This is a genomic window from Perlabentimonas gracilis, from assembly GCF_011174675.1.
Lineage (GTDB): Bacteria > Bacteroidota > Bacteroidia > Bacteroidales > Tenuifilaceae > Perlabentimonas > Perlabentimonas gracilis.
This window is the reverse complement of sequence record NZ_JAANIG010000013.1, coordinates 41,249-54,629: the sequence shown is the minus strand read 5'-3', so window position 1 is coordinate 54,629 and position 13,381 is coordinate 41,249. Positions and strand designations below refer to the sequence as shown.

Genomic DNA, 13,381 nt, shown 5'->3' with positions numbered 1-13,381 from the left:
AGCGTTAGAAATAGCGCAGATATATTGGGGGCAAAGTAAGAATAATTTGGGAAGAGCACAATTTTATAGCGTTACAACAACTCTGCTCTCTTCATCTACAAAGGGCATTTTACCAATCCGTTAGCTGCCTGTTAAAACATTGTTAGCTTTTAGGTGATTTAAAATTCAAATGTTTTTTTGCTTTTCTGAACATCTATACTCGTTAATAATTATTCTGAAAAATGAAATAGCTTGCTCCCGAAAATCGTAATCTTTTATAAACCGATTTTTAACCGAAAAGGTGCCTGTTGAAATCGTACTTTTTATTATCAACAAAGGGATACCAACACTTGTTAATAAAGTGTAGAATAGCCTGAGGTTCATGGTTTGTTTTTGTTAATCTTGTGTGAAAAGTTTGTTATCACACATTTAATAACGAATTTTGCAAGCAATATCGTTTTAACTTTTCAACGCTATTAACAGGATAACATCATCATTAAGTTTTTAAAATTTTTAATAAGAAAAAAGATTATAATAATATGGCTGTTAATAAATCATCGAAAAACCTCGAAAAGGGTTTTATCGACTTACCTGTTGACCCAAATATTAACCTTGTTGAAGAAATTAACAAGTTAAAGAAGGAGAAGAATGCAGTTATTCTTGCGCATTTCTATCAAACCAACGATGTACAGGATATTGCCGACTACATTGGCGATAGCTTAGGATTATCGCAAAAAGCGGCTGAGGTTACTGCGGACATTATTCTTTTTGCAGGTGTACACTTTATGGCCGAAACAGCAAAAATGCTTTCGCCCGATAAAAAAGTGCTAATCCCCGATTTGAATGCAGGATGTAGCTTGGCCGATTCATGCCCTCCTGAAGAGTTTGAGCAATTTGTCAATAAACATCCTAATCACACAGTTATTACCTATGTTAATACTACTGCAGAGATAAAAGCGCTTTCTGACGTTTGCTGTACATCGAGTAATGCTGTGCAGATTGTAGAAAGTTTCTCCAAAGATACCCCCTTAATATTTGCTCCCGATAGAAATTTAGGTAATTATATTAAACGAATTACTAACAGGGACGATATGGTGGTGTGGAATGGAGCATGCCATGTTCATGAGGAATTTTCGCTCGAGAGAATACTGGAACTCAAAAAGGAGAATCCAGAAGCAAAAATTATATCTCATCCCGAGTGTCAAAAACCTATACTTTTAGTTTCCGATTATGTTGGATCAACCTCTGCATTGCTTAGCTTTGTGCAGAAGGATGAAGGGGATAAGTTCATTGTAGCAACCGAATGGGGAATTTTGCATCAAATGCAAAAGGCTTGTCCCGCCAAAACATTTTTTGCTGCACCCCCCAAGGATAGCTCTTGCGGTTGTAATGAGTGCTCGTTTATGAAACTTATCTCCCTTAAAAAAATTTACAATACGCTAAAATACGAGCTACCCGAAGTATTACTTGACGAAGAGATTAGAAAGAAAGCAGTGAAGCCTATTGAGCGTATGCTTGACATATCTAAAAAAATAGGTTTAATTTAATCCTTTCATTTTAGGAACAGTAAAGCATGGATGATCAAGATTTTTTAAGAAGTATTAAATCGACTGATTCCGATAGAGACTTAGATAAAAAGGTTCGACCCATTGAGTTTGAAGATTTTAGTGGTCAAGAAAAAATAGTTGAGAACCTAAAGATCTTTGTTCAGGCGGCTAAGATGAGAGGTGAAGCCTTAGATCATGTTTTGCTTCATGGCCCTCCAGGGCTCGGAAAAACTACACTTGCCAATATTATAGCTCAGGAGTTAGGAGTAAACTTAAAGGTAACGAGTGGCCCTGTTCTCGATAAACCAGCAGACCTAGCTGGTTTACTAACAAATTTAGAAAAAGGCGATGTTCTTTTTATAGATGAGATTCATAGGCTTAGCCCAATAGTTGAAGAGTATTTGTATTCGGCTATGGAGGATTACTGCATCGACATTCTGATTGATAAAGGCCCTAGCGCCAGAAGTATACAAATTCAACTCGATCCCTTTACTCTTATAGGAGCGACCACACGAAGCGGTCTTTTAACAAGTCCCCTGAGAGCCCGTTTTGGAATAAAATCGCTTTTGGAGTACTACGATACAGATACCATAAAAAAAATTATTAAGCGATCGGCTCATATACTCAATATTGAAATATCGGAGGAAGCTGCTTTGGAAATATCATTAAGAAGCAGGGGCACACCCCGAATCGCTAATGCTCTGCTCCGAAGAGTAAGAGATTTTGCTCAAGTAAAGGGCGATGGAAATATTGATATTAGAATAGCTAGAATAGCCCTAGATGCTCTGAGTATTGATAAGCGTGGCTTAGATGAGATGGATAATCGTATACTAACAACAATTATTCATAAGTTTAACGGAGGGCCTGTTGGTATAAATACCATTGCAACAGCAGTAGGAGAGGATGGTGGAACTATCGAAGAGGTGTATGAACCCTTCTTAATAAAAGAGGGTTTTATAAATAGAACGCCACGGGGCAGAGAAATTACGCCCTTAGCTTTAAAACATTTGGGAATAGAAAATTTTGGAAAGCAGGGTCTTCTTTTTTAGTAGAATGATTTGGCCAACTTCTTAATGTAAGGTTTATCAACCAGCGTTATTTTTTTCCCATCCATTGAAATTATCTTATCGGCTTTAAATTCGGAAAGCAGACGTATAACCGATTCGGTTGCTGTACCAACGATATTAGCTAGCTCTTCACGAGTAAGCGTAATGTTCAAATGGCCACCCTCGGCTATACCAAAGGTTTCTTCGAGCATAAGTAAAGCTTCGGCCAAACGTTCACGAACTGTTTTTTGTGCAATATCTTTAATGAAACTATTGGCCTGGTTTAACTCACGACAAGTTAGCTGCATGAGCGACAAAGCAAATTCGCCGTTGGTTTTAACTAGCTGGATAATAACATTGGCAGGTATTTGGCAAATTTCTGCTTCCTGAATAACCTCTGCGGTAGTGCAGGCAGGTTCATTGCTCAGTACCGAACGATACCCAGTTATATCACCATTTCGTGCGAAGGCAACAATTTGCTCTTTTCCGTCGGAGCCTGTTTTGTATATTTTGAGAACTCCCTTGTTTAAACAGAAAACACCTTGAATACGGCTACCCTCCTTGTAAAGGATGTCGCCTTTTTTGTAAATAAAGCACGATTTCTGATTTTCTAGAAATATGGTTTCCTCCTGGTTCAGCGTTTTAAAAAGCGAATTTGATGATGCTGAACATCCCTTGCAATTGTGTTTTTCTTCCATATCTACAATCCCATTATCCAAACAAAACAACAATATTTTAATGAAAATGTTTTAAAATCAGATTATTACTAATTACAAAACACAGCGAAACTGGTTCAAGAAGCGTAAGTCATTTTCGAAATACATACGTAAATCCTTAACTTGGTATTTAAGCATAGCAATTCGTTCTATACCCATACCAAAAGCGTAGCCCGTATATTTTTTTGAGTCGATATTACAATTCTCCAAAACATTTGGGTCGACCATTCCACAGCCAAGTATCTCTAGCCAACCGGTGTACTTGCAAACTCCACAACCCTTTCCACCACATAAATTGCAGCTTACGTCCATTTCTGCTGAGGGTTCGGTAAAAGGAAAGTACGATGGGCGTAATCGGATTTTTACGTCCTTACCAAAAAGTTCCTGAGCAAAAAATAGAAGGGTTTGCTTTAGATCGGCAAACGAAACATTTTCATCTACATATAATCCTTCAACTTGATGAAAAATGCAGTGAGCACGTGCCGAAATAGCCTCGTTACGGAAAACCCTGCCAGGGCAAATAACCCTAATGGGAGGTTTTTCGTTTTCCATTACCCTAATTTGAACAGACGAGGTGTGGGTTCGCAGCAATATCTCGGGTTTACTTTTAATGAAGAAAGTGTCCTGCATATCCCTAGCGGGATGCTCTTCGGGAAAATTTAATGAGCTAAATACATGCCAATCGTCCTCAATTTCGGGACCCTCGGCAACGCTAAAACCAAGGGTTTTAAAGATATCAAAAAGTTCTTCCTTTACCAACGAAATAGGATGGCGGCTTCCAATTTTACTTGGATATCCTGGTAACGATAAGTCGTAACTGTAGATGCTGCTGCTCGAAGATTCTAGGGTATCTTTAAGGTCGGCAATTCGTGTTACTGCCAAATTCTTTAGATCATTAATAACTTTTCCAATTTCCTTTTTCTGCTCGTTAGGTATAGTTTTAAATTCCGAAAATAATTCAGTTATCTTTCCCTTTTTTCCAAGCATTAAAACCCTAAAGTCTTCGAGTTCCTTTAGCGTTTTAATCGAAAGTTCTTGAACCTCTCTCTTAATTTCCTCAATCTTTCTATTCATTACAACTTATTTTTTTAAAACCTTTATTTTCATTTTAACATCTTCTATTGGCCTATCGCCCGCTCCAGTTTTAACTGTGGCTATTTTATCTATAACTTCGAATCCTTCGATAACCTCTCCAAAAACGGTATAGTCACCATCGAGATGCGGTGTTCCACCTACTGTGGTGTAAATATCAATCTGTTCCTGAGTAAACTCGTATGGCTTTAGATTACTAATAACAAGAGCAATGGTATCCTGCATTTCGGTATAGATCTTAGTAAAATCAGGATTAATGCCATCATCCATTTGCTTGTCGGCTTTTTCCATAACCAGCTTATTAACTGTAGAATTGCGAATCATCTGATTTTTTCGCTCGGCCTGTTGTTTCAATTCATCTTGATTAAATACTTTACCCTGTACAATATAGAATTGAGAACCCGAAGATTTTTTCTCAGGATTTTGGGCGTCACCCATACGGGCAGCAGCAAGAGCACCCTTTTTATGAAATTTTGTTGGAACAAACTCCGCATCTATCGTATATCCTGCATCGTCTGAGTCGATTTCGGAATTTTCTCTGGTTGATGGATCACCCCCTTGAATCATAAAGTTTTCAATAACCCTGTGAAAAGTTACCCCATCGTAAAATCCTTCCTCGGCAAGCTTAATAAAATTGTCGCGATGCTTAGGTGTTTCGTTGTATAGCTTTACTGTTATTGAACCCATATCTGTTTCAATTAAAACCACTGGTTCATCGCCCTTTAACAATTGATTATTGCAACCTGAAAAAGCGGAAACGAATGCTAACGAAACTATTACAAGAAACAACTTCACAGTTAGAGACTTCATAATTCTTAGTTTTTGAAAGTGATTACTTTTTTATTAAAAAAGGTGAAAGGAGTAATGTAAAGATCAACTAATACGTTAATGGATCGTATTAATTATACCTTTTACCTTCAAATATCATAATTTAGAGAGTTAAATTTATCCCTTTGATACATTCAGCAAAAATAGGAAAAGGTTTTTCTTTAGCGATCAAATTATATATATTTTTGTATAAATACCATAAAATGAAGTTTATCGTTACTTTTTTGCTTTTCATTCTTCCTTATTTGACCCTTGGACAAAGAGTAGGTTTAGTTCTTAGCGGAGGAGGAGCCAAAGGTCTAGCACATATTGGAGTAATTCAAGCGCTTGAAGAACACGGAATACCTATAGATTATGTAACCGGAACTAGCATTGGAGCAATTGTTGGAGGTCTATATGCCATAGGGTATACTCCTGATCAGATGCTTGAGGAGTTTGAATCGGAGCAATTTTTTTTATGGAGTAGAGGGATTATACCTGAAGAATACAAATACTTTTTTAAAAAGCCTGAACTTGATTCTAGAATGTTTTCTGTTTCATTTAAACGTAAAGAGAACTTGCTTAAGCCTATTCTACCATCGTATTTAATTCCTACCCATCAAATGGATATTGCTTTTATGTCAATTTATGCACCAGGCAGTGCCAAAGCAAACAATAACTTTGATAGCCTGATGGTACCTTTTAGAGCAGTAGGAGCTGATATTTATAATAAGAAACCAAGAATTTTTCGCAATGGTAGTTTAAGCAATGCCGTAAGGGTTTCGATGACCTTTCCCTTTTATTTCAGACCCATTGTAATTGATAGTGTACCACTTTTTGATGGAGGAATTTACAACAATTTTCCTTGGGATGTTATGTACGAAGATTTTAAGCCTGATGTAATTATTGGAAGCAAGGTTTCGCAAAATTCTCCACCTCCTGGAGAAATCGATGCCTTTTTACAGCTCGAACATATGATTATGCGAATGACAGATTTTGATATACCTGATACATTAGGAATCGTTATAGACTCCGACGTTGAGGATCTGTCATTACTTGATTTCAGCAAGTCACGAGAACTTAGCCGTTTGGGTTACGAAGCTACCTTAAGCTTAATGGATAGCATTAAAAGTCTTGTACGTAGAAGAGTTTTTTTAGATGAAGTGCTGCAGAAGCGCATAGAGTTTATTAAAAACCAACCCGATTTGGTCTTTGACGAAATAACAGTAAAGGGACTAAATGATTCGCAGCTAGAGTATGTAATAAGATCAATTCGACGAGAATCCTCTCCAACAGATTTTAATCAGCTAAAATCTGAATATTTTAAACTTGTTTCGGATAAGTATATCAGCAGGATTTTCCCAACACCAATCTACATAAATGAGAAGCAATTATTCGATTTAGATCTTAATGTTTCCTTACAACCAGAATTTGATTTACACATTGGAGGTAATATCTCATCTAGCAGCTTAAATCAGGGTTTTTTAGGTATAGACTACAAGTTATTTAGAAAAAGCCCAACACTATTTAGCATTAATTCATACTTTGGACGGTTATACAGTAGTGCACAAGCAAAAGTTCGTCAGGATTATCCAACCCGAATACCCTTTTATATCCAACTTTCTGGTATATTGAATAGGTTCGACTACTATAGTTCAACCACCGATCCTTTTTTTGAAGACGTTAAGCCTCCTTATCTTATTAAAAAGGAACGTTTTGGCCGTTTGCAATTTGGCTTTCCAACAAAACCGAATTCTGTTTTAAATTTAAATATAAATGCAGGTGAGAATGATTATGAGTACTATCAGGTAGATAATTTTAGGCTTAATGATACACCCGACCATACTTTTCTAATCTTTACTAATGTTGGTATAGGTTACGAAATTAACAACTTTACCCAAAAACTCTTTCCAACCCAGGGGCACAGCATTAGTTTAAACGTTGGATACGTAACTGCACGAGAAGAACATAAACCTGGTAGCACCAGTCCTAGTAGGATCGATGATTTTCTTTACCATGAATGGATGTCGGCACGATTAAACGTTCATAAGTACTATCCTGTTGTACCCAATCGAATATCATTAGGTGTTTACGTTGATTTGACATTTACAAATAGACCATTTTTTGTGAACTACTCTTCAACAATGCTAAGTTCCCCTGGATTTACGCCAACTCCACATAGTAAAACCCAATTTATTAAGTACTTTCATGCTGATAAATATATGGGTGTTGGATTAGTACCCGTTTTTAATATTTCTAATGATATATCATTGCGAACAGAGTTATATTTATTCCAACCGTATAGGATAACACTTCGCAACAGTGAGGATTTTACACCATATTACGGAGAGCCATTTAAAGACAGATTTTTTATGAGTTCAACCAGCTTGGTGTACCACACTCCTGTAGGGCCCATAAGTGCCTCACTGCACTACTATCCGAAGGAGGTTAAACAGTTATATTTCACTTTTAATTTTGGTTACATTCTTTTCAATAAGTCAAGTTTGCAGTATTGATTCATTTTCTAAAGAATTGCTGCAAAACTTAAGAGATGATAATGCTTAATAAGCTTATCTTCACCCGCTAATATAGTAACGTACCTATTAATAATTTTTAAATTTATTAATGAACTATTTAAAGAGAATTGCTGGACACACTGCTATTTATGGATTAAGTAGCGTTGTTCCCCGTCTTTTAAATTACCTTTTGGTTCCTCTGCACACCCGCGTATTTATGCAGGAGGAGTACGGCGTTGTTACCGAGATGTATGCCTATTTGGCTGTTCTTATCGTTCTCCTTACATATGGGATGGAAACAGGTTTTTTTAGATTCTCATCACAGGAAAAGGATTCAGATGTAACCTACTCCACAGCATTTATCTCGCTGCTATTCAGTAGTTCTGTTTTTATCCTTTTTACCTCGCTATTTTCTAAAAGTATAGTGGGCTTTATTGGTTATCCAAACAATCCAGAGTATGTTGTGCTAATGGCAGCAATAATTGGTCTAGATGCCTTTTCAACCATACCCTTTGCAAAGCTAAGACTATTAAATAGACCATATACGTTTGCACTTATTAAAATTTTGGGTGTTGCTCTAAATGTAGCATTTAACTTCTTTTTTCTTGTTATTTGTCCGCGATTCGAAATTTTTGAAACCATCGGAGTATATAACCCTAGTTTTGGTATAAACTACATATTTGTTAGCAATCTAATTGGTACAGTCGTATCAACCCTTATTATATTTTTTATTCCTGGTTTACTACCAACAACTTTTAGTTTTAGTCGTTTAAAAATACTTTTTGTATACTCTTTCCCTTTGTTAATTAGTGGCCTAGGAGGATCATCAAACGAATTTTTCGATCGTATTTTCTTAAAGTACTTGGCCAATCCCGAAACTAATCCTCTCTACCAACTTGGGATTTATGGAGCCAATGCCAAGCTCGCTGTACTAATGACACTTTTTATCCAAATGTACCGCTATGCTGTAGAACCTTTTATCTTTTCCAATATCGACGATAAGGACTCCCCCGATAAGTACGCAAATCTTACTAAATATTTTCTAGCCTTTGCTTTACTTATTTTTATGGGAGTAGGTTTGTTTACAGAAATTTTTCAGGTTTTAATTGGCAAAGGTTTTCGTGAAGGAATAGATGTAGTCCCCATTTTATTACTATCGAATTTATTTTTGGGTTTATATATAAACTTTAGCATTTGGTTTAAGGTAACTAACCGAACTTGGCAGGGAATAGTGTATACATTTATTGGTGCCTTTGTTACAGTCACTTTGTATATTTTACTAATACCTATTATTGGTTATTATGGCGCAGCTATTGCCAAACTTATTTGTTATGTTACAATGTCGATTGTTTGTTACTACGGTGGTCAAAAGCATTATCCTGTTCCATACCAAGTAAGAAAATTTTTAATATTCATATTTAGTGCAATACTACTTTTCCTTATAGGATATTTTGTAAATATTCCCAATTATCCCCTTTCATTCGTATTTCGTTTAGGTTTGATTTTAACTTTTATCTTTGTTGTTGTAAAAGTTGATAACCTCCCAATTTTAAACATTTTAAAAGGTATAAATAAATGAAAGTAAGAGTTGTAAATAGATCTAAGCACCATCTACCAAAGTATACTACAAGTCAAAGTGCTGGTATGGATATTCGTGCAAATATTGAGTCACCAATATCCTTAGAACCTTTTGAACGAAAGTTAGTACCCACTGGCCTATTTATTGAACTACCTGTAGGTTACGAGGCACAAATTCGGCCCCGTAGCGGCTTAGCGCTCAAGAAAGGTCTTACCATACTGAATTCTCCTGGAACTATTGATGCCGATTATCGCGGAGAAATTGGAGTAATTATTGTTAATTTGAGCAACACCACTGCAATAATTGAGGACGGTGAAAGAATTTGCCAAATGGTTATTGCTAAGCATGAATCGATTGCTTGGGTTGAAGTTGAAGAGCTAGAATCAACTGAAAGAGGTGCAGGTGGGTTTGGTCATACTGGAGTAAAATAAGTTTTATGCAACGATTAGTATTTGTAGTATTTATATCTGTTTTTTTATCAGGCTGTTTTACACAAAAAGCACCTGTTAACAAAAAGGTTTATAGTAAAGTAGGCCCTTTTCTGCATTATTACGAAGGCATCCAAAACCGATTGTACGGTAACTATGAGGATGCTCTCAGTAATTTAGAAATTGCAAAAATATTGGAACCAAACAATGACGCCATATACTACGAATTAGCAATTTCGTACAATATGATTGGCGAAGTTGATTCTGCAATTGTAAATTTAGAGAAAGCAGTTGAATTAAGCCCAATCAACAAGTACTATCGTTCACTCCTTGGTATGCTGTACATTAATCAACAAATGTTCGATAAAGCCTTAACCAATCAACAACAGCTTGTATTAATTGATTCGTTAAATATTAACCATCAATTTCAGCTTGCTCTATTGCAAAGTGAACAGAAAAATTTTGACCAAGCAGTATCTATTCTTAACAGCCTAGAGGAGCAATTAGGGTACAACACACGTTTAGCCGAAACACGATTAAGAATTTTAATAGAGACCAATAGTCTTGATAACGCTCTTGCTGAGGTTGATGGAATTTTGAACATAGAAACAGCCAACCCATTGTATTTGCTTTACCGCAGCGAGATCCATTTTAAAATGGGTGAGGATAGCACTGCCTTTGCTGATATTTATGAAGCAATTGCAATGGATAGCACTTTCCCCCAACCGCAGATTGAGCTATATCAAAGATATTTAGAAATTGGAAGTTATGGTGATGCCTTAGAAGTCCTCACCAGTTTATACACTAATGCTAACGTAAACCCCGATGAGAAGGTGCGCTTATTTTACCCGCTCCTGTTCGAACAATCTATTTACAATAACTATGGTGAGCCACTAGATCAACTTATTGATACCGCTTTATCACAACATCCCGATAATATCTATGTACACGAACTCTCTTTCGAACATTTTATTAGGCGTAGAAAGTTTCCTAAGGCCCGCGAATCTCTTCAAATATTAACTCTACTTGATGAGGAAAACCCCGCCCGATGGGAAAAGTTAATTTCTTTCGACTTCTCAATGCAGCGAAAGGAGCTTGTAATTTATAACTCCATTAAGGCAAGTAAGCAGTTTCCTGAACAGTCTATTTTCTACATTTTTCAAGCCTTGGTGCTCGATGAGTTGAACGATACCGAGAATGCAATTTTTGTTCTATCACAAGGAGTAGACAATGTTAAGAAGGAAGATAAATCGGAAATGTACGGCACCCTTGGAGATATGCACTATAAGATAAACAATTTAAGTGACGCGTTCACCGCATACGACAAGAGCTTGCAGTATGATCCTAACAATGCCAGAATTTTAAATAATTACAGTTACTACCTATCGCTCACCAAAAAGAATTTGACCAAGGCTCTAGAGATGAGTACAAAAGCTGTTGATTTAGAACCAAATAATAGTACATATATTGATACCAAAGGGTGGGTTTTATTCCAAATGGGCGAGTATGAAAAAGCACGCGAAGTACTACGAAATGCCATTGCCAAAAGTGGAAGCACAAGCGCTGTAATAAATGAACACTATGGTGATGCCCTTTATAAAACTGGGAACAAAGAAAATGCTTACATTTACTGGATGAAGGCTAAGGAGATAGGAGAGGGAAGCGATAGATTAGATGAAAAACTAAGAACTAGAACGTATGTACCGTAACCTATTAATTTTATTGTTACTGCTAAGCCTTGTGTGTTACAATTGCACAAGGAGCGTAACAACTAGTCATATTGAAAATTATAGTTACGATTCGAAAACAAGGATTGTATCAACCCAGTTTGAACGTTCCATACTCAGAATTGATACCGATGGCCACTTACGTACTCATCGAGCCAATTTAGCAGCACACAGAGATAAATTTATCCATATTACAATACTATCAAATTTACGAAAACCCCTAGCAAATGTACTGTTCGATTCCGAAGGATTGAAAGTTATTGATATACAACAAAATTCTGGATTTGATATGTCATATAGCTACTTACATTCTTCAATTGGTATACCTTTAACTCTTAATGGCATTCAACGAATACTTTTTGGAGCTTGCGATGTTTCTGCTAGCGACACCGCTAGTTTTCTACACGCCCTTTTTAATGTATCGAATTTATCAGACGTTTCAATAGATGATATAAAATCAAAATTTGAGTTTAATTCAAATGGCAGATTAAGCTTTGTAGATATCACGAATACTTCAACCAATCAAAGGCTTACCTCCCGATATGTGTATAATAAAGCATCTGAGTTTCCATTCCCTCAGGTGACTAATATTTTAGTTGATTTTAATAATCAACCAATGGAGTTTGAGCTAGAATACGACATAAAACACTTACAGATTAATATACCTGCAATTTTTCAGTATGACTCTTTAATTCCCTTAAAAATTTTGACAACTGAAAATGAATAGAATTTTTGCATTAATATTATTTCTACTCTTTTTCTCTTCTTCCGTTTTTGGTCAAACAATTAAGGAACTTGAGGAACGCAAGGAGCGTACTCAACGCGAATTAAAAGAGTCTACTCAATTGCTTCAACGTACAGAGAAGGAGCGGGAGCAATCATTAAATAATTTAAATATATTAAAACGTCAGCTTACTCTACGTAAAAATTTAATTAACGACATCGAAAAGCAAATTAACTTATTGGAGATTGAGATTGAGGACAAATCACTATTGGTAAAAGCATACCAAAACGATTTACATAACTTAAAGAATGAGTATGCCAAACTAATTCGATTTGCACAACGCAACCGTTCCGACATGCAAATATTGGTTTTTATTTTCTCCTCAGCAGATTTTAACCAAGCCTATCGAAGAATGCGGTTTTATCAACAATTTCTACGCTTTCGCGAAAAGCAAGCACAGGAAATAGTACAAACACAACAGGCAATAGAAGACGAGCTTGCTAAGGTGTCGCAAAACCGTAATCGGTTGGCCCAATCGAGAGAGCAAAAGGCCGATGAGATTACTAATCTTAATCGACAGGAGCGCCAGTACACCTCTTCAGTTAAAAATTTGCAACAGCGAGAAACACAGCTGCGAAAAGAGGTTGAGGAGCGAAAGAAAGCGATGGAAGCTCTTGATAAGGCAATTGCTGAGCTAATTGCCGAGGAAGCAAGAAATGCCAAAACACAAATACGTGATGCTCGTTACTTAAGAATATCGGATGGTTTTGCCGGTAATAAAGGTAAATTACCATGGCCCACATCTTCGGGGGTTGTTGTAAGCGAGTTTGGTGAGCACAACCATCCCGTGCTAAAGGGAATTAAAATTCGAAACAATGGCATTGATATTAGTACCAAAGCAAACGAAAAGGTAAAAGCCATTTTCGAGGGCGAGGTTCGGAAAATAGTATCAATTCCTGGTCAGAATATAGCAGTTCTAGTTCGGCATGGAGACTTTGTAACGGTTTATTCAAATTTAATTAAAGTACAAGTTAAGGTTGGCGACCGTGTAACAGCCCAACAGGTAATAGGCGAAGTGTACAACGATACTAAAACATCAAGCGCAGTATACAAGTTGCAAATTTGGAAAGAAAACGTCATTTTAAATCCAATAGAATGGATTTTGCCGTAATATTTATAATTTCGTAACTCTTTTCGAAACATTATCCTTTAAACCTAGT

11 protein-coding genes are annotated in these 13,381 nt (G+C 36.4%); 8 read left to right on the top strand and 3 right to left on the bottom strand.

The features are described from left to right. The first annotated feature begins 518 nt into the window (after positions 1-518). Both nadA and ruvB read left to right on the top strand, forming a co-directional pair. Positions 519-1,526, top strand: coding sequence for a quinolinate synthase NadA (gene nadA / locus G8O23_RS07725; protein WP_166363453.1), 1,008 nt, complete (start codon positions 519-521; stop codon positions 1,524-1,526). Between the two features lie 26 nt (positions 1,527-1,552). Next, positions 1,553-2,575: a Holliday junction branch migration DNA helicase RuvB gene (gene ruvB / locus G8O23_RS07720; RefSeq protein ID WP_166363451.1), complete on the top strand. Its 1,023-nt coding sequence runs from the start codon at positions 1,553-1,555 to the stop codon at positions 2,573-2,575. On the opposite strand, the gene G8O23_RS07715 is transcribed toward ruvB, so the two are convergent. The 3 genes from G8O23_RS07715 to G8O23_RS07705 all read right to left on the bottom strand — a co-directional run bounded on the left by G8O23_RS07715 (position 2,572) and on the right by G8O23_RS07705 (position 5,190). Next, positions 2,572-3,270, bottom strand: a complete 699-nt coding sequence (locus G8O23_RS07715; protein ID WP_166363449.1) for a Crp/Fnr family transcriptional regulator — start codon at positions 3,268-3,270, stop codon at positions 2,572-2,574. The genes ruvB and G8O23_RS07715 overlap by 4 nt on opposite strands. A 72-nt stretch (positions 3,271-3,342) precedes the next feature. Further along, the gene (pheS, locus tag G8O23_RS07710) at positions 3,343-4,362 is read right to left on the bottom strand and encodes a phenylalanine--tRNA ligase subunit alpha (RefSeq protein ID WP_166363447.1); all 1,020 of its coding nucleotides are present in this window, start codon (positions 4,360-4,362) and stop codon (positions 3,343-3,345) included. A 6-nt stretch (positions 4,363-4,368) separates the two neighbouring features. Then, complete coding sequence (locus G8O23_RS07705) at positions 4,369-5,190, bottom strand: peptidylprolyl isomerase (protein WP_166363445.1); 822 nt, start codon at positions 5,188-5,190, stop codon at positions 4,369-4,371. A 143-nt stretch (positions 5,191-5,333) separates the two neighbouring features. Here G8O23_RS07705 and G8O23_RS07700 point away from each other — a divergent pair, with 143 nt between their 5' ends. From G8O23_RS07700 to G8O23_RS07675, 6 genes are all read left to right on the top strand, one after another. Next, on the top strand, positions 5,334-7,703 hold the full coding sequence (locus G8O23_RS07700; RefSeq protein WP_166363443.1) for a patatin-like phospholipase family protein: 2,370 nt from the start codon (positions 5,334-5,336) through the stop codon (positions 7,701-7,703). A 109-nt stretch (positions 7,704-7,812) separates the two neighbouring features. Further along, on the top strand, positions 7,813-9,282 hold the full coding sequence (locus G8O23_RS07695) for an oligosaccharide flippase family protein (protein ID WP_166363441.1): 1,470 nt from the start codon (positions 7,813-7,815) through the stop codon (positions 9,280-9,282). Then, the gene (dut, locus tag G8O23_RS07690) at positions 9,279-9,713 is read left to right on the top strand and encodes a dUTP diphosphatase (protein WP_166363439.1); all 435 of its coding nucleotides are present in this window, start codon (positions 9,279-9,281) and stop codon (positions 9,711-9,713) included. The genes G8O23_RS07695 and dut overlap by 4 nt, the downstream gene beginning before the upstream one ends. A 5-nt stretch (positions 9,714-9,718) precedes the next feature. Beyond that, positions 9,719-11,419, top strand: a complete 1,701-nt coding sequence (locus G8O23_RS07685; RefSeq protein WP_166363437.1) for a tetratricopeptide repeat protein — start codon at positions 9,719-9,721, stop codon at positions 11,417-11,419. Next, complete coding sequence (locus G8O23_RS07680; RefSeq protein WP_166363435.1) at positions 11,409-12,164, top strand: DUF4292 domain-containing protein; 756 nt, start codon at positions 11,409-11,411, stop codon at positions 12,162-12,164. The genes G8O23_RS07685 and G8O23_RS07680 overlap by 11 nt, the downstream gene beginning before the upstream one ends. Beyond that, positions 12,157-13,332 (top strand): murein hydrolase activator EnvC family protein, encoded by a 1,176-nt coding sequence (locus G8O23_RS07675; RefSeq protein ID WP_166363433.1) that lies wholly within the window; start codon positions 12,157-12,159, stop codon positions 13,330-13,332. The genes G8O23_RS07680 and G8O23_RS07675 overlap by 8 nt, the downstream gene beginning before the upstream one ends. The last annotated feature ends 49 nt before the right edge of the window (positions 13,333-13,381 follow it).

Excerpts from the sequence above, each read along its gene's own strand:
- nadA (WP_166363453.1), top strand. The coding sequence starts at position 519 with ATGGCTGTTAATAAATCATCGAAAAACCTCGAAAAGGGTTTTATCGAC.
- ruvB (WP_166363451.1), top strand. The coding sequence starts at position 1,553 with ATGGATGATCAAGATTTTTTAAGAAGTATTAAATCGACTGATTCCGAT.
- G8O23_RS07715 (WP_166363449.1), bottom strand. The coding sequence starts at position 3,270 with ATGGAAGAAAAACACAATTGCAAGGGATGTTCAGCATCATCAAATTCG.
- pheS (WP_166363447.1), bottom strand. The coding sequence starts at position 4,362 with ATGAATAGAAAGATTGAGGAAATTAAGAGAGAGGTTCAAGAACTTTCG.
- G8O23_RS07705 (WP_166363445.1), bottom strand. The coding sequence starts at position 5,190 with ATGAAGTCTCTAACTGTGAAGTTGTTTCTTGTAATAGTTTCGTTAGCA.
- G8O23_RS07695 (WP_166363441.1), top strand. The coding sequence starts at position 7,813 with ATGAACTATTTAAAGAGAATTGCTGGACACACTGCTATTTATGGATTA.
- dut (WP_166363439.1), top strand. The coding sequence starts at position 9,279 with ATGAAAGTAAGAGTTGTAAATAGATCTAAGCACCATCTACCAAAGTAT.
- G8O23_RS07685 (WP_166363437.1), top strand. The coding sequence starts at position 9,719 with ATGCAACGATTAGTATTTGTAGTATTTATATCTGTTTTTTTATCAGGC.
- G8O23_RS07680 (WP_166363435.1), top strand. The coding sequence starts at position 11,409 with ATGTACCGTAACCTATTAATTTTATTGTTACTGCTAAGCCTTGTGTGT.
- G8O23_RS07675 (WP_166363433.1), top strand. The coding sequence starts at position 12,157 with ATGAATAGAATTTTTGCATTAATATTATTTCTACTCTTTTTCTCTTCT.